Source organism: Emcibacter nanhaiensis, assembly GCF_006385175.1.
GTDB lineage: Bacteria > Pseudomonadota > Alphaproteobacteria > Sphingomonadales > Emcibacteraceae > Emcibacter > Emcibacter nanhaiensis.
In genome coordinates this window covers 620,633-636,516 of sequence record NZ_VFIY01000005.1, presented here as the reverse complement: position 1 = coordinate 636,516, position 15,884 = coordinate 620,633, and the positions used below count along the sequence as shown (strand labels likewise).

The window sequence follows — 15,884 nt, the reverse complement described above, 5'->3', positions numbered from 1 at the left end:
GGCAGATGATTTCCCTCACACTTGCCATCAAGGCAAAACCGGCAACGGTCTGGAGTTGCCTGACGAACAACGAGCATATTGCCAACTGGTGGGGCGAGGAAGTGAGCCTGGAGCCCAGGGTTGGCGGGACTTTTGAAGAGCGCTGGCTGGACCGGGAAGGTGAGGAAAGGGCCACCCGCGGCACCGTCAAGGCAGTGGAAGAAAATGCCAAACTGCACCTGACCTGGGCCGATCCGGAATGGGAAGTGGAAACCGAAGTGATCATCACGCTAAGCCCGACCGAAGACGGCACCGAACTGGTCCTGTCCCATACCGGCTGGGAAGGCTTCATGGGCGACCTGATGGACTCACTCAGGGAAGACCATGAGGCCGGCTGGCAAAGCCATCTCTATAGTCTGAAATCCTATGCCGAACGGCTCACGGCCTGACGATCAGTGACGGGTAAGAAGCGCCTCGATTTCCGGCTGGCCGCTGGCGAAATCCAGCGCCCTGCGGCCATCCTCTGCGACCAGTGAGGGATCGGCCCCCTTTTCCAGCAACAGGCTGACCAGATCCTTGTAGCCCTGGTGGGCCGCCGACATCAGCGCGGTATAACCACCGGCCTGGATGGTATTGGGATCGGCCCCGGCCGCGAGCAGCAGTTTCGCAATCGCCTGCTGTCCGCCGGCCACCGCGCTGTGCAGGGGACAAAGCCGGCTGTCATTGGGCGCCATCATGTTCACATCGGCCCCTTTTTCGATCAGCAGCTCCACCGTTTCCACCTGTCCGAAAAAACAGGCCAGATGCAGGGCGGAAAACCCGTCGCCCGCATACATATTCACATCCACCCGCTGGTCGGTCAGGATCACTGCCAACAGGTCGTTCATGCCCAGCGCCGCCAGGTCAAACAGGTCAAGCTGCGGCTCATGCTCCAGCAGGATGTCGGTCAGGTCGTGCTTCTGCAGGTACAGGGTAAACAGCACGGCCGACAGACCGTCCTCGCTGCGGGCGGAAGCGAGACTCGGCTCACTCGCGAGAATTTCCCGCAACTTGTCCGCATCAGCGATATCAATGGCTTTGAATATATCGTCTCTTGTCGCCATCTACTTGTCCTTTACTGATAATCGGCCATGCCGCGCCGGGCCAGCTCGTCGGCCTTTTCGTTGCCGGGGTGACCGGCATGGCCCTTGACCCAGTGCCAGCTCACATTATGGCTTTCGATAGCCGCTTCCAGTTGCTGCCACAGTTCAGCATTCTTGACCGGCTTCTTGTTGGCAGTGCGCCAGCCATTTCTTTTCCAGTTGTGAATCCATTTGGTAATGCCGTCCTTCACATAGGTGCTGTCGGTATAAATGGTCACATGGCAGGAATATTTAATGGCATTCAGCGCCTGGATCGCCGCCATCAATTCCATCTGATTGTTAGTGGTTTCCGCCTGGCCGCCGCACAGTTCCTTTTCGTGCTTGCCGGACTGCAGCAATACGCCCCAGCCGCCGGGACCGGGATTGCCTGAACAGGCGCCGTCGGTATAGGCGATCACTTCCTTCATTTGATATCCAGCCCGTAGGCAGAGGCATTCCTGACTCCCTGGTGGAAGGTCAGCTTGGTCAGATATTCGGTCGGGTCCTTGACCTGGACCAGCGCGCCCTCGACCCGGTTCAGCCAGTCATACAGGCGGGTCAGCAGGAACCTGAGCGCCGCGCCACGGCACAGCAGCGGCAGGGCGTCAAGCTCGCGCGCCTCCAGCGGCCGGACGTCATTGTAGCCTTTGAGCAGCTGGGTCGACTTGGTGACATTAAAGGAGCCGTCGGCTTCGAAACACCAGCTGTTCATGCAAACCGCAAGGTCATAGGCAAGGAAATCATTGCAGGCGAAATAATAATCAATCAGCCCGGACAACTTGCCCTCGAGAAAAAACACATTGTCCGGAAACAGGTCGGCATGGATGATGCCCGCGGGCAGGTCGGTGGGCCAGTTGTCCTTGAGGAACGCCTGTTCGCCGGTCAGTATCTCCCTGAGGCCCGGCGCACAGCGATCCGCCCCGTCGGCACAGTCGGCCACCAGCTTTTCCCAGCCGTCGACGGACAGGTCGTTGGCCCGGCTCATATTGAAATCGGCCGCCGCCAGATGCATGCGGGCCAGTTCACCGCCGAGCTGGCGGCAATGCTCCGGCTGCGGCTTGTTGATAGCCATGCCGTTGAGGAAAGTGATCAGCGCCGCCGGACGGCCGCACAGGGTCTTGAGGTTATTGCCGGCGCGGTCCCTGACCGGGGTGGCGCAGACGATATCCTTGTGATTGAGATGATCCATCAGCCCCATGAAGAACGGCAGGTCGGCCTCGTTGACCCGGGCCTCGAACAGGGTCAGGATAAAGCTGGCCTCGGTGGTCTGCAGGAAATAGTTGGAATTTTCCGAGCCCTCGGCAATCCCCTTGAAGGAAACCACCTCCCCCACATCATACTGGGCGATAAAGGCGTTAATTTCTTCTGCGGTTACCTGGGTATAAACGGCCATTTCTAATCCCTGAGCAAGATGGCGGGTACTTTAAACACAACATTTTCCTCGACCGTCATCACCTGGTCAAGGTTGACATCAAACTTGTCGCGGAAGGCGGCAATCACTTCTTCGACCAGCACTTCCGGGGCGCTGGCGCCGGCGGAGATGCCGACATTTTCGATGCCTGCGAGCCAGCCCCAATCGATATCGGCGGCGCGCTGGATCAGCATGCTTTTACAGCCCTGGCGGCTGGCCACTTCAACCAGGCGCTTGGAATTGGAGCTGTTGGGCGCGCCGATGATCAGCACCGCCTCCACTTTCTCCGACATGGCCTTGACGGCGCCCTGGCGGTTGGTGGTGGCGTAACAGATATCTTCCTTTTTCGGGTCCTGGATCGACGGGAAGCGTTCTTTCAGCGCGGCAATGATATCGGTGGTGTCATCCACCGACAGGGTGGTCTGGGTGATATAGGCCACATTGTCCGGGTCGCTGACCTCGAGCGAGGCGACGTCTTCCACCGTTTCCACCAGCTTGATGCGCCCTTCCGGCAACTGGCCCATGGTGCCGATCACTTCCGGATGGCCGGCATGGCCGATCATGACGATATCATGGCCATTGCGCTCATGCCGCTCCGCTTCCCGGTGCACCTTGCTGACCAGCGGACAGGTGGCGTCCACATACAGCATCTTGCGCCGTTCGGCCTCGGCCGGCACCGACTTCGGCACCCCGTGGGCGGAAAAAACCACCGGCATGTCGTCCGGCACTTCATCCAGTTCATCGACGAAGATGGCGCCGCGCTGCTTCAGGCCTTCGACCACATATTTGTTATGGACGATTTCGTGACGCACATAGACCGGCGCACCGAATTTTTCCAGCGCCATTTCCACGATCTGGATGGCCCGGTCGACCCCGGCACAGAAGCCCCGGGGGTTGGCGATAAAAAGATTGATAGCGGCTTTATTCATGGCCCCGCTTATACACAAAGTTCCCGGTGATGAATACAGGAAATTTCCCGATATTTCTGACGCCGGGACGGCGGCATAAACCCCGGTTACACCTGCGCCTGATTCGCCGCGCAGGAAATAATCCAGCCGATGCAATATGTTAAAGACGTGAAAGAAAGTTCTGGAAACGCAGCCGAATTCATTTCGAAAATTTCCCGGATTGACTTGAGCATTTTCCCGACTATGCTGGACATCGCAAATACACCCTGCGGGAGAGACCGCCTGACCTAATCAGTCAGTGCCGGCGCCGAAGGAGCAACCGCCCCGGAAACTCTCAGGCAAAAGGACCGCAGGGAACAGCACTCTGGAAAGCGGGTTTTCCTTAACCGGATCGCCCCACCGACGGGGTAAATCTCTCAGGTTCCATGACAGAGGGGGCGCAGCCGGGCAAATACGTCTGCTGTGAAACCCTATGTTATATAGCCTCTGGCCGGAGATTTTTATGAGTGCTGATCTGAGTGATCTGAAAAAAACACCCCTCTTTAACCTGCATGAAGAGCTTGGCGGCAAAATGGTGCCCTTCGCCGGCTATGCCATGCCGGTGCAATACCCGCTTGGCGTCATGAAGGAACATCTGCACTGCCGGGCCGAAGCCGGCCTGTTCGACGTCTCGCACATGGGCCAGGTGGTGATTTCCGGCGAAGATGCCGATTACTTGCTGGAGAAACTGGTACCGGGCAATATCGTCGACCTCAAGCCCGGCCGCATCCGCTACACCCAGTTCACCAACGATATGGGCGGGATTCTTGACGACCTGATGGTGACCAAGCGCGAGAACGACCTGTTCCTGGTGGTCAATGCCGCCTGCAAGGCCCAGGACGTGGCTCATCTGCTGCATCACCTGCCCATGGACCTGGAACTTGTCGAACTTTCCGACCGCGCGCTCATCGCCCTGCAGGGCCCGAAGGCGGCGGCCGTGCTGGCCCGCTTCGTGCCCGCCGTCAGTGAAATGCCGTTCATGTCTTACCTGGAAGACGAGATTGACGGGGTTCCCTGCTATATCAGCCGTTGTGGCTATACCGGCGAGGATGGCTTTGAGATTTCCCTGCCCGAGGCGGAGGCGGAGCGGCTTAGCCGCCTGCTGCTGGCCGAGGATGAAGTGGAAGCCATCGGCCTCGGCGCCCGCGACAGTCTCAGGCTGGAGAGCGGCTTGTGCCTGTACGGCCATGACATCGACGAGACCACCACCCCGGTGGAAGGCAACCTGCTGTGGTCGATCGGCAAACGCCGCCGGGAACAGGGCGGCTATCCGGGCGATGTAATCGTCCGCACCCAGTTGGCTGACGGCCCGACGCGACTCCGCGTCGGTATCCAGCCCGAAGGCCGCGCCCCGGCCCGGGAAGGCACCGAAATTCTCGACCGCAACGATGATGTCATCGGCACCGTCACCAGCGGCGGCTTCGGCCCCACTCTCGGCGGTCCGCTGGCCATGGGCTATGTCGCCACCGAATTTTCCAAAACCGGCACGGAGATCTTCCTGTCGGTGCGGGGCAAGAAACTGCCGGCCCGGGTGGCCGAGATGCCCTTTGTGGAACAGCGTTATTACAGAGCAGCAAAATAAAAACAGTCAGAGGAAGCAAAACAATGACCACCTATTACACAGACGAACATGAATGGATCACTGTAGACGGCGAAATCGGCACCGTCGGCATTACCGACTATGCCCAGGAAGCGCTCGGCGACATCGTTTTCGTGGAACTGCCGGAAGCCGGCCGCGCCCACAAGAAAGGCGACGAGATCGCCGTTGTCGAATCGGTCAAGGCCGCCAGCGAAATCTATGCCCCGGTCGACGGTGAAGTGACCGAAGCCAACCCGGCGCTGGAAGAAGACCCGGCCCTGGTCAACGGCGCCGCCGAAGGCGACGGTTGGTTCTACAAGGTCAAGCTTGCCGACGCCGGTCAGCTTGACGGCCTGATGGATGCGGACGGCTACAAGGCCTTTGTCGCCGGTCTGGAATAAGTAAACAAGAACACAGGATTTCCCATGCGTTATCTGCCCCTTACCCCCGATGACCGCCAGGCCATGCTGGCCAAAATCGGCGTCACGCATATTGACGAGCTGTTCCGGGACGTGCCCGCGGACGCCCTGCTCGACGCCCCGGTCGACCTGCCGCGCCATGCCACCGAAATGGAAGTGGAAGCCGCCTTCAAAAGCTTTGCCGGGCGCAACCTGCCCGCCGGCGAAGCGCCCTTCTTTGTCGGCGCCGGCGCCTACCGCCATCATGTCCCGGCCACGGTCGACTATATGCTCCAGCGCGGGGAATTCCTGACCGCCTATACCCCCTATCAGCCGGAAATCTCCCAGGGCACCCTGCAGGCCCTGTTCGAGTTCCAGACCCAGGTGGCGCAAATCTTCGGCATGGATGTGGCCAATGCCTCCATGTATGACGGCTCCACCGCCGCCGCCGAGGCGGTGCTGATGGCCCGCCGCGTGACCCGCAAGAACAAGGCGATCATCTCCGGCAGCCTGCACCCGCAGTATATCGAGGTGATCCGGTGCACCACCGCCTTTACCGAGGATGTGACCGTGGTCAATCCCCCGGCACTGAGCGGCGTCGAGGAGCTGATCAGCCAGATCGATGACGACATCAGTTGTGTGGTGGTCCAGAACCCGGACTTTTTCGGCAACCTGCATGATTTCACAAAGCTCGCCGAGGCGGTGCATGAAAAGAAAGCGCTGCTGGTGGTGGTGGTGACCGAAGTGGTCTCCCTCGGCGCCATCAAGTCGCCGGGCGAGATGGGCGCGGATATCGTGGTCGGCGAAGGCCAGTCGCTGGGCGTCGGCCTCAATTTCGGCGGGCCCTACGTCGGCCTGTTCGCCACCAACCAGAAATATGTGCGCCAGATGCCGGGCCGCCTGTGCGGGGAAACCCGGGACGCGGACGGCAAGCGCGGCTTTGTGCTGACGCTCTCGACCCGGGAACAGCATATCCGCCGGGAAAAAGCCACCTCCAACATCTGCACCAATGCCGGGCTCTGCACCCTCGCCTTCAGTATCCACATGACCCTGCTCGGTGAAGCGGGCTTCCGCAAACTGGCGGCGCTCAACCATGCCAGGGCCAGTGAACTGGCTGACAAGCTCAGCGACATTGACGGGGTGGAACTGCTGAACGAGAGCTTCTTCAACGAATTCACCCTGAGGCTCTCAAAACCCGCCGCGGAAGTGGTGGAGCAACTGGTCGAGCAGGGCGTCATCGCCGGGCTGCCGGTGAGCCGCCTTTACCCGGGCAACGAAGAGCTCGACAACCTGCTGCTGGTCGCGGTGACCGAGACGGTGAGTGAGAATGACATGTATGCCCTCTACTATGAACTGAAGGAGGCGCTGAAATGATGAACAATCAGGGACGCCCGACCAATATCGACGCGGCCGTCGAACTTGCCGCCGACAGCTTCACTACCTTCAGCGGCAACCGCGGCCTGGACCAGGAAGAGCTGCTGATCTACGAGATCGGCGACACCAAAACCAGTGGCGTTGACCTGCCCGAGGTGCCGGAAGGACACAGCCGTCTCGGCGGCCTCGCGCGCACGAACGAGATCGGCCTGCCCGGTCTCAGCGAGCCGGAAGCCATGCGCCATTACACCCGCTTGAGCCGCCAGAATTACGCCATCGACATGGGGCTCTATCCGCTCGGCAGCTGTACCATGAAGCATAACCCGCGGCTAAATGAAAAAATGGCCCGCCTGGCCGGCCTCGCCGACATTCACCCGCTGCAGCCGCAATCCACCGTACAGGGCGCGTTCGACCTGATCGATACCCTGGCCCACTGGCTCAAGACCCTGACCGGCATGCCGGCCGTGGCCATGTCGCCGAAAGCGGGCGCCCACGGCGAATTGTGCGGCATGATGGCGATCCGCGCGGCGCTGGACAAACGCGGGGAAGAGCGTACAATAGTTCTTGCGCCGGAATCAGCCCATGGCACTAACCCTGCGACCGCCGCCTTGTGCGGCTACACGGTAAAGGCGATCCCGGCCACTGAAGACGGCCGCGTCGACCTCGAGGCACTCAAACAAGCCCTCGGGCCCGATGTGGCCGCGATTATGTTGACCAATCCCAACACCTGTGGCCTGTTCGAACGCGATATCAAGGAGATCGCCGACGCGGTCCATGCCGCCGGGGCATACTTTTATTGCGACGGCGCCAACTTCAACGCCATTGTCGGCAAAGTCCGGCCCGGCGACCTCGGCGTCGACTGCATGCATATCAACCTGCACAAGACCTTTTCCACCCCGCACGGCGGCGGCGGCCCCGGTGCCGGTCCGGTGGTCTTCTCGGAGGCGCTGGCGCCCTTCGTGCCCACCCCCTATGTGGTGGCGGGCGAGGAAGAGTATACTATGGTCGAGCATGACGACACCGGCGACAGCTTCGGCCGCATGACCGCCTTCCATGGCCAGATGGGCATGTTTACCCGGGCGCTCTCCTACATGATGTCGCACGGCGCCGACGGCCTGCGCCAGGTGGCGGAGGATAGTGTGCTGAACGCCAACTATATCATGACCAGCCTCAAGGATGTGATGACGCCGAGCTTCGAAGGCCCCTGCATGCATGAGGCCCTGTTTGACGATCGCTTCCTCAAGGGCTCTGGCGTGGAAACCCTCGACTTCGCCAAGGCGATGATCGACGAGGGCTATCACCCCATGACCATGTATTTCCCGCTGGTGGTGCACGGCGCCATGCTGATCGAACCAACCGAGACCGAAAGCAAACAGTCGCTTGACCAGTTCATCGGCTCCATGCGCCATCTGGTCGACAAGGCGCTGTCAGGCGACGGCGACCGTTTCACCGGTGCGCCGTATCATGCGCCGCGGCGCCGGCTCGATGAAACCACCGCGGCCCGCAAGCCGGTGCTGCGCTGGCAGAAGCCGGAACCGGCGCAAGCTGCGGAATAAAAAGAAAAGGGAGCCGATGGCTCCCTTTTTTCTTATAACGACAAATAGTTACTTACTAGCCCAAAACAGCATTTCTGTGATCATCTATCATGACTTCATGAGCCGCAACGCCATCGATTATACGCTGTCTCACATTGGGCGTTAATTGCCCGTGATTCCTACCCGGATCTGCATTGGCGTTATTAACTAAATCAATCGGAATAATTTGAAGCTTTGTAGTATCCACAAAAGAGTTATGACTTAGAAAAAGGGCCTCAAAACTCGATATCTCAATAGCAAGATTGCGTGCTTTTCTAAATTGTGGTGGATCGCTATTGATAAACATAAACCAACCCTGATCCGGGTCGATACAAATGCAGAATTTATCATGTGGATTTGGGAGGAAATTGCAATATATACGTATCACATCCCATTTTTGCATTTACTTAACCAGTGCATTTGGCAGCTTCTACAAATTGCTGCTTAGCTTTCTCAGGATCCGCCAATTCAGCAAACCAAAGCTCAATATCCATTTCGTTATTAGCACCTGGTTTTTCCCAAGCTGACTCATATGCTGGGTCTTCATGAGATAAACGCTTTAATTCAGCAAATGACATAGAACCGTATTTTTCTAAAGCTTCAGCGAGATACTCTTTATCGCTACCAGAAAGGCTGTAGAATTTATCCTCACCTTTCGTGTAAACATGCAACTTATTTCCTTCAGGCTCTATAGCGATCCGATCATGTAATTCTTCAACGATTTCATCTGGATAACCTGAATCTGTCTTTAGAAGATCTAGAATGGTAGATGGCACAGGGCCATGTTCCATCGCCACAAACCTATCACCTGTGATTGGTCTCCCATAATCCAATAAATGTTCTCTATCGGCAAAAAATATGATTTTGCCAATATAGTATTGGGTTATCCCCGGCTTCAGGCTTGCTAGATAATCTATAGCCTGAATACTTTTTTCCCAATTAAAAGGAAACCTTGTCATCACTCTCTCCGATACAATCGTATTATCGCATAAAAGTTACAAAATCACGAATATTTTTGACAAGCTGCACGTTTAGAGATTTGGCTATCCGCCAAAAATATTAAAGTAGTGGCTCTCTTATTTATAAATGCCATGCTATCCTTCCCCAAATCAATAAGGGGATCCCTCATGCGCAACACACTCGCCCTCGCCGCCCTTCTCTCCGCCTTCACCCTGCCCGCCGTAGCGGCGGAGGTGGTTCATTACCCACATCCTAATCCGGCGCTGCCCTTTGCCGAGGCGGTCGAGTATAACGGCGTCTTGTATCTTTCCGGCCAGATCGGCACCGGGGCGGACGGCAAGCTGGTGGCGGGCGGCATGGCGGCCGAGGCACGGCAGACCATGGACAATATCAAGGCGGTGGTGGAAAAACACGGCAGCAGCATGGACAAAGTGATCAAATGCACCGTGTTCATGGACGACATGAGCCAGTGGGGCGACTTCAACAAGGTCTATGTGACCTATTTCCCCGCCGGAAAACTTCCGGCCCGCTCGGCGCTGGGGGCGGACGGGTTGGCGCTCGGCGCGGCCCTGGAAGTGGAGTGCCTGGCCGCCAAAAATTAGGGGCTGTTGGCTAGAATTTATAGGCAATCCCGGCCAGGACCGTAGCCTCATCCCGGGTTTCAATCAGCGGGCTGTGGGCGGCATCATTCAGCAAATGGCTGTAAAGCCCCAGCACATAAACGCCGATCCGCGGGGTGAAAAAGGTGATGACATTGACCTTGAAACCAGCCTTGTGGAACCCGGCTCCGGCCTCATATTGATCGAACGAACTGGCCGCGGCCTGCTCCTCAGTGACGCCGAAATAGGCCCGGGTATATTTATTGTCGGCCCAGGTGATGAAGGGGCCGCCCTGCACGTCATAGAATTTGAACAGCCTGCGGCCATATTCAAAGCTTAGCGTCCCCCTGAGCCCGCCATGGCCGGAGCTGTTGAGGCCCTGGGAAAATTCCATGCCCACATTGAAATCGCCGAGCTGATAATCGCCGAACACCATCCATTCCACCGAGCCGTCCACATCGCCGAGCCCGGCGAAATCGGCCCGCTCGTCTTCCTCGCGGCTGCCGAAGGCATAGCGGAACGAGGTCGACAGGGAGAGTTCATGACCCTCGCCCAGTTCGAAACGGGCAAATCTGGCGCCGAGGCCGTAATAGGGATTGAGGAAAAAGCGGCCCTTGTAGCGGATTTCGCCAAAGGGAATAGGGGTGAAATTATAGGATTTGCTGCCCGGGTATTTTGGGGAAATGACGGTGCCGACGCCGCCGAAGATACGCCAGTCCTTTTTCTCCAGCGCTGTTTTATGCTGTTCTCCGGCCGCTTCCGGCGCGGGCATATCCTGCGCCCGGGCCTCCGGCAGGGTGGCGGTCAAAAGCAGGAACATTATGGACGGGATCGCTCCCCGGATTAAACTCATGGCAATAAATCGCCCCCAACAGACTTCAGCATTTCACTCACACACCGCCCGATGGCCGGACGTCACCAGTCTTTTACGTCCCGGCCCCGGCGGCAGATTATCGTCCCTCTTCCATGGGGCCATATTAAGGCAAAATAATCCGGAACGGTACCGTCTTTGTGAGGATTTCATGCCCGCCTCCCCGTCCCGGCATTACCGGCATATGCAGTTTTCCGGTGGAGCCGCTTTCCTATTCACGTTTTCGGCGGAATAGGGTATGAACGGACTAAGTTTTTTAGGCTCAGGATTTTCTTTTTTTTAACATCTCGGCCCTATCCTGCAGGCAAATTCCGGAGGAAGAGAATGACTGAAACTGACATAATAATGAAAAGAAAACCGAACCTGTTTCTGGTCGGCGCGGCGAAAAGCGGCACCACCGCCATGGATACCTACTTGGCGCGCCATCCCGACGTTTTTATGGCCGTGAAGGAACCCCATTATTTTGCCACCGACCTGCTGGACGCCAGCCGGCCCGGGCGGCAGTGGGAAAGATACTGCCGGATTTTCGCCCCGGCCGAAGACCAGAAAGTGGTCGGCGAATCCTCGGTTTTCTACCTCTATTCCAGGGAAGCAGCCCGCAACATCCGGGCCTTCGCCCCGGACGCCAAAATCCTGATCCACCTGCGCAATCCGCTGGAAGTGATTCCGTCGCACCATTCCCAGAATATATTCGAGGGCAACGAGCCGCTGGAAGACCTGCGTGAAGCGCTGGCCGCCGAGGAGGACCGCCTGCAGGGCAAGCGCCTGCCGGACCATGTCTGGCAGCTGGTGACCTGCTACCGGGATTTCGTCAAGTTCCACGACCAGGTCAAACGCTTCATGGATGAATTCCCGCGCGAGCAGATCAAGATCAACTTCTTCGATGACCTGAAGAAAGACACCCGCGCCGTCTACCAGGACACCTGCCGCTTCCTGGAGATCGATCCCGACTTTGAAGCCGGTTTCGAGGTCATGAACCCCAACAAGAAAATGCGCAGCAAGAAAGCCATGGATATGTTCGTGCGCAACCCGCCGCCGTGGCTGTCGGCCATCGCCAAGGCGATCATGCCGCTGGAAAGCCGCACCGCGCTGAAAGCCAAGATCAAGGAAGTGAATACCGCCAAGCCCAAGCGCGACCCCCTGCCCCAGGACCTGCGCGAGGCGCTCAAGCGCGAGCTGGCGGAAGATGTGGAAAAGCTCTCCAGACTGGTGGACCGGGACCTGATGCACTGGGTCTCCTGAGACCACGTGCCATAGAAATGCAAAAAGCCCCCGCGGAATCCGCAGGGGCTTCTCTTTTGGAGTTTTCCCGCCTTAGTGAGTGAGCAGCGGGGCAATCACCAGCGACACCAGCGCCATCACGTTGATCAGGATGTTCATGCTGGGCCCGGAGGTATCCTTGAAGGGATCGCCCACGGTATCGCCGACCACCGCAGAGGCATGGACGTCAGAGCCCTTGCCGCCGAGGTTGCCTTTTTCGATATATTTCTTGGCGTTATCCCAGGCGCCGCCCGCATTGGCCATCATCAGGGCCAGGAGCACACAACCGAGCAGCGCACCGCCGAGCATGCCGCCCAGGCTTTCCGCGCCGAGCAGGGTGCCGACCAGCACCGGGGTGATCACGGCAATGGCGCCGGGCAGGATCATCTTCTTGAGCGCCGCCGTGGTGGCGATATCGACGCATTTCTCGGTATCCGGATCGGCATTGCCTTCCAGCAGGCCGGGGATTTCCTTGAACTGGCGGCGGATCTCGACGATCATTTCCATGGCCGCATCGCCCACCGCGGTCATGGTGATGGAGGCGATCAGGAACGGCAGCGTGCCGCCGATGAAGATGCCGACCAGGACCCTGGGATTATTCAGTTCCAGGTTGAAGTCCGGCACATGCTGCGACACGGTGGCGACAAACGCGGTGATGATGCTGAGCGCGGCGAGCGCCGCGGCGCCGATGGCAAAGCCCTTGCCGATGGCGGCCGTGGTGTTGCCCAGTTCATCAAGGCTGTCAGTGATGTCGCGGGTTTCCTTGCCGAGGCCGGCCATTTCGGCGATGCCGCCGGCATTATCCGCCACCGGACCATAGGCGTCGATGGCCATGGTAATGCCTACCGTCGCCAGCATGGCGACAGCGGCCAGGCCAACCCCGTACAGGCCGGCAAAGTGGGTGGACAGGAAGATGATGGCACAGATCGACAGGATCGGGACCACTACGGACTGCATGCCGACCGCAAGGCCGGTAATCATGACGGTGGCGGTACCGGTCTGGCCGGATTCAGCGATCCGGCGCACCGGCTTGCCGGCGGTATAATATTCCGTCACCAGGCCGATAATGATGCCGCCCACGGCGCCGCAGATGATGGCATACCATTTGCTCACATCAATGCCGAAATACTGGATCACGAAATAAGCCGCGGCAATGAACAGTACGGCAGCACCGATAGTGCCGGTGCGCAGCGCCTTTTCCGGGGAAGCGCCGGACATGATCTTGACCAGGATAATGCCGAGGATGGAACAGATCAGGCCGGTGGAGGCCAGCATCAGCGGCAGGGACATCAGCTCTGCCCGGTTAACCACCGCCAGGGTCTCCGCCAGCGCGATGGTGGCGATCATGGAGCCGCAATAGGATTCGAAAATATCGGAGCCCATACCGGCGACGTCACCCACATTGTCGCCCACGTTATCGGCAATCACGCCGGGGTTGCGGGGGTCATCTTCCGGAATGCCGGCCTCGACTTTACCGACCAGGTCGGCGCCCACATCGGCGGACTTGGTGTAGATGCCGCCGCCCACACGGGAGAACAGCGCCACGGTGGAAGCCCCCATACCGAAGCCGTGGATGGCTTCCGCATGTTCGGCGCCAAAGAAATAATACAGCAGGCCGATGCCCAGCAGGCCCAGCGAGGCCACGCACATGCCCATGATGGAGCCGCCGTAGAAGGACACTTTCAGCGCCGCAGCCGCCCCTTCATTATGGGCCGCCGTGGTGGTGCGGGTGTTGGCCTTGGTGGCGGAAAACATGCCGAGGTAGCCGGCAATGCCGCTGCATACGGTACCGACAACAAAGGAAATGGTGGTTTCCGTCCCCAGGAAATAATATAGCGGAATTATGATCACGATGTTGAACAGGAACAGCATTTTATATTCCCTGTTCATGAAGACCATGGCCCCCAGGTGGATCTGGTCGCCGATTTTGGCAACCTTCTCGTCATCAACCTTGTGGCTGACGACTACGCGGTACAAGATAAAGGCAACAACCAGGCCAAGAATGCCCAGCGCCGGTGGATATAAAGCTAAATCCGCCATATTCACTCCTCAGATTAATTCAGTTACAAGCAACCTATATTTAAATTTATTTGTCTTTATTTCGGGCCCTTCTCCCGAGAACCCGAAAAAACGTTAAATCATCTCCGGAAGCTTGGCAAGATTCATGCTGACAAAGCCTGGAATTTGGGTATATTGCGGCGCAATAGAGTCAAAAACTCCAATCCCCAACCAAACAGGTGAATTTTATGCCACAAGTACACTTGATCAGCGCCGGTCTTAACCCCCCCGAAGAAATCAATGTGATTATCGAAGTTCCCGCCGGCGGCGCCGCGGTGAAATATGAAATGCACAAGCGCTCCGGCGCTATCCTGGTGGACCGGATCCTGCATACCCCGATGCGCTACCCCACCAACTACGGCTATATGCCGCACACCCTGTCCGAGGACGGCGACCCCTGTGATGTGATGGTGGTGGTGGACGAACCACTGGTGCCCGGTTGCGTGATCCGCGCCCGCCCGATCGGCGTACTGCTGATGGAAGACGAGGCCGGCGGCGACGAGAAAATCCTGGCCGTGCCGGATGTGAAAACCGACCCGACCTACAAGAACGTCAATACCTACACCGACCTGCCGGAACTGCTGCTGCAGCGCATCCAGCACTTCTTTGAACATTACAAGGACCTGGAAGCCGGCAAATGGGTCAAGGTCACCGGCTGGGAAGGCCCGGAAAAAGCCAAACAGATGATCCTCAACGGCATCGAGCGGGCGAAACAGGAAGAAACCGAAGCCTGATCCTGTGCTGAATCGATTTTTCAAAAAAGCCTCCGGATTCCGGGGGCTTTTCTTCTAACAGGTTGTATTATTTGATATTTTTTCTAGTGTAAAATTGTTCGACAAAGAGTCGGGATATTTTACACTTTTTGGCCATTTTAATTCTCCCTTCTCCAAACAAGCCATTGTAAAACCTGCAGAATTACATCTGGCATACTACTTGCTTAATGTTTTTCAATTAATCTATTTTCAATAATTATATTCGAAGGAAGGGGAATAAAATGCTTAGATCCTTGGCGATTGCCGCCGCCCTCGTAACAGTTGGTTTTGCAGGCACAGCGTCTGCTGCCGCTGTTGATGTCAACACCTTTGACAACGGCTGGTACGATAATAACGGCAACCATAATGCCAGCAATGACAACACCATCACCGGTCGCTGCTGCGGCGAAGAAGAATATCGCAGCTGGTATGCCTTTGATCTGTCCTCTGTCAGCGGAACCGTGACAAGCGCCACCATCACCTTCTATGCCAACGGCAGTTACTACAGCGCGGATTCTTCCGAAACATTGCAGCTCAACAGCTTTGAAGGTGACATTGCCGCCCTGGTTGCCGGCGGCAGCGGCCTGACCGGCATTTTTGACGACTTGGGTGACGGGGACGTCTATGGTTCCTATGAATATGCAGCATCCCAATTCAGTAACATGGTCGAATTCACTGTCAGCCTCACCCTGGACGCAATTGCCGACATCAACGCGGCAATTGGTGGAAATTTCGCCATCGGCGGCATGCTGACCACGCTCTCCGATCGCACCGACGAGGAAAGCATCTTTTCTTCCTCCGGCATAACGCCTGCGGCCTACCTGACGCTTGTTACTGGTGAGGTGGTGGAAACGCCGGCACCTGCCGCCCTCGGCCTGCTCGGTCTTGGCCTCGCCGGTTTCGGCCTGGCCCGTCGTCGCCGCAGCTAAGCAAGAAAACTATATCTGATCAAAGGCCTCCGGTTTCCGGGGGCCTTTTTCTGTTTCCCCTTAAGGGCTTTT

Annotated in this window: 17 protein-coding genes and 1 riboswitch; of the genes, 9 read left to right on the top strand and 8 right to left on the bottom strand. The window is 57.8% G+C overall.

The features are described 5' to 3' along the window. Positions 1–5 precede the first annotated feature (5 nt). Positions 6–428, top strand: a complete 423-nt coding sequence (locus tag FIV46_RS06930; RefSeq protein WP_139939798.1) for an SRPBCC family protein — start codon at positions 6–8, stop codon at positions 426–428. A 3-nt stretch (positions 429–431) separates the two neighbouring features. On the opposite strand, the gene FIV46_RS06925 is transcribed toward FIV46_RS06930, so the two are convergent. The 4 genes from FIV46_RS06925 to ispH are packed head-to-tail and all read right to left on the bottom strand — an operon-like array spanning position 432 to position 3,440. Next, on the bottom strand, positions 432–1,082 hold the full coding sequence (locus FIV46_RS06925) for an ankyrin repeat domain-containing protein (protein ID WP_139939796.1): 651 nt from the start codon (positions 1,080–1,082) through the stop codon (positions 432–434). Between the two features lie 11 nt (positions 1,083–1,093). Next, on the bottom strand, positions 1,094–1,528 hold the full coding sequence (gene rnhA, locus FIV46_RS06920; protein WP_139939794.1) for a ribonuclease HI: 435 nt from the start codon (positions 1,526–1,528) through the stop codon (positions 1,094–1,096). Then, positions 1,525–2,493: a homoserine kinase gene (locus FIV46_RS06915; protein WP_139939792.1), complete on the bottom strand. Its 969-nt coding sequence runs from the start codon at positions 2,491–2,493 to the stop codon at positions 1,525–1,527. Before FIV46_RS06915 ends, rnhA begins: the two co-directional genes overlap by 4 nt. A gap of 2 nt (positions 2,494–2,495) precedes the next feature. Further along, a complete protein-coding gene (gene ispH, locus FIV46_RS06910) occupies positions 2,496–3,440 on the bottom strand; it encodes a 4-hydroxy-3-methylbut-2-enyl diphosphate reductase (RefSeq protein WP_139939790.1) in 945 nt (314 codons plus the stop codon). Between the two features lie 238 nt (positions 3,441–3,678). Continuing rightward, positions 3,679–3,779, top strand: a riboswitch (glycine riboswitch). Between the two features lie 142 nt (positions 3,780–3,921). Here ispH and gcvT point away from each other — a divergent pair. The 4 genes from gcvT to gcvPB are packed head-to-tail and all read left to right on the top strand — an operon-like array spanning position 3,922 to position 8,365. After that, positions 3,922–5,040 carry a glycine cleavage system aminomethyltransferase GcvT gene (gene gcvT / locus FIV46_RS06905; protein WP_139939788.1) on the top strand — a complete coding sequence of 373 codons (1,119 nt, stop codon included), beginning with the start codon at positions 3,922–3,924 and terminating at the stop codon, positions 5,038–5,040. Positions 5,041–5,063: 23 nt separating this feature from the next. After that, on the top strand, positions 5,064–5,438 hold the full coding sequence (gene gcvH, locus FIV46_RS06900) for a glycine cleavage system protein GcvH (protein ID WP_139939786.1): 375 nt from the start codon (positions 5,064–5,066) through the stop codon (positions 5,436–5,438). A 24-nt stretch (positions 5,439–5,462) separates the two neighbouring features. Then, positions 5,463–6,809: an aminomethyl-transferring glycine dehydrogenase subunit GcvPA gene (gene gcvPA, locus FIV46_RS06895; RefSeq protein WP_139939784.1), complete on the top strand. Its 1,347-nt coding sequence runs from the start codon at positions 5,463–5,465 to the stop codon at positions 6,807–6,809. Beyond that, a complete protein-coding gene (gene gcvPB, locus FIV46_RS06890; RefSeq protein WP_139939782.1) occupies positions 6,806–8,365 on the top strand; it encodes an aminomethyl-transferring glycine dehydrogenase subunit GcvPB in 1,560 nt (519 codons plus the stop codon). The genes gcvPA and gcvPB overlap by 4 nt, the downstream gene beginning before the upstream one ends. A 55-nt stretch (positions 8,366–8,420) precedes the next feature. Here the strand turns inward: gcvPB and FIV46_RS06885 are convergent, their stop codons facing one another. Further along, on the bottom strand, positions 8,421–8,690 hold the full coding sequence (locus tag FIV46_RS06885; protein WP_139939780.1) for a hypothetical protein: 270 nt from the start codon (positions 8,688–8,690) through the stop codon (positions 8,421–8,423). 100 nt (positions 8,691–8,790) lie between these two features. Next, complete coding sequence (locus tag FIV46_RS06880) at positions 8,791–9,342, bottom strand: Panacea domain-containing protein (protein ID WP_139939778.1); 552 nt, start codon at positions 9,340–9,342, stop codon at positions 8,791–8,793. A 168-nt stretch (positions 9,343–9,510) separates the two neighbouring features. On the opposite strand from FIV46_RS06880, the gene FIV46_RS06875 reads away from it, so the two are divergent. After that, positions 9,511–9,945 carry a RidA family protein gene (locus tag FIV46_RS06875; RefSeq protein WP_139939777.1) on the top strand — a complete coding sequence of 145 codons (435 nt, stop codon included), beginning with the start codon at positions 9,511–9,513 and terminating at the stop codon, positions 9,943–9,945. A gap of 10 nt (positions 9,946–9,955) precedes the next feature. On the opposite strand, the gene FIV46_RS06870 is transcribed toward FIV46_RS06875, so the two are convergent. Further along, positions 9,956–10,762 (bottom strand): MipA/OmpV family protein, encoded by an 807-nt coding sequence (locus FIV46_RS06870; RefSeq protein ID WP_219845946.1) that lies wholly within the window; start codon positions 10,760–10,762, stop codon positions 9,956–9,958. Between the two features lie 375 nt (positions 10,763–11,137). On the opposite strand from FIV46_RS06870, the gene FIV46_RS06865 reads away from it, so the two are divergent. Further along, entirely contained in the window at positions 11,138–12,055 is a 918-nt protein-coding gene (locus FIV46_RS06865) for a sulfotransferase domain-containing protein (RefSeq protein WP_139939773.1), read from the top strand. 72 nt (positions 12,056–12,127) lie between these two features. Here FIV46_RS06865 and FIV46_RS06860 read toward each other — a convergent pair whose 3' ends face one another. Continuing rightward, positions 12,128–14,113, bottom strand: a complete 1,986-nt coding sequence (locus tag FIV46_RS06860) for a sodium-translocating pyrophosphatase (protein WP_139939771.1) — start codon at positions 14,111–14,113, stop codon at positions 12,128–12,130. A gap of 206 nt (positions 14,114–14,319) precedes the next feature. On the opposite strand from FIV46_RS06860, the gene ppa reads away from it, so the two are divergent. Both ppa and FIV46_RS06850 read left to right on the top strand, forming a co-directional pair. After that, positions 14,320–14,865: an inorganic diphosphatase gene (ppa, locus tag FIV46_RS06855; RefSeq protein ID WP_139939769.1), complete on the top strand. Its 546-nt coding sequence runs from the start codon at positions 14,320–14,322 to the stop codon at positions 14,863–14,865. A 260-nt stretch (positions 14,866–15,125) separates the two neighbouring features. After that, positions 15,126–15,812, top strand: coding sequence for a PEP-CTERM sorting domain-containing protein (locus FIV46_RS06850; RefSeq protein WP_139939767.1), 687 nt, complete (start codon positions 15,126–15,128; stop codon positions 15,810–15,812). Positions 15,813–15,884 lie beyond the last annotated feature (72 nt).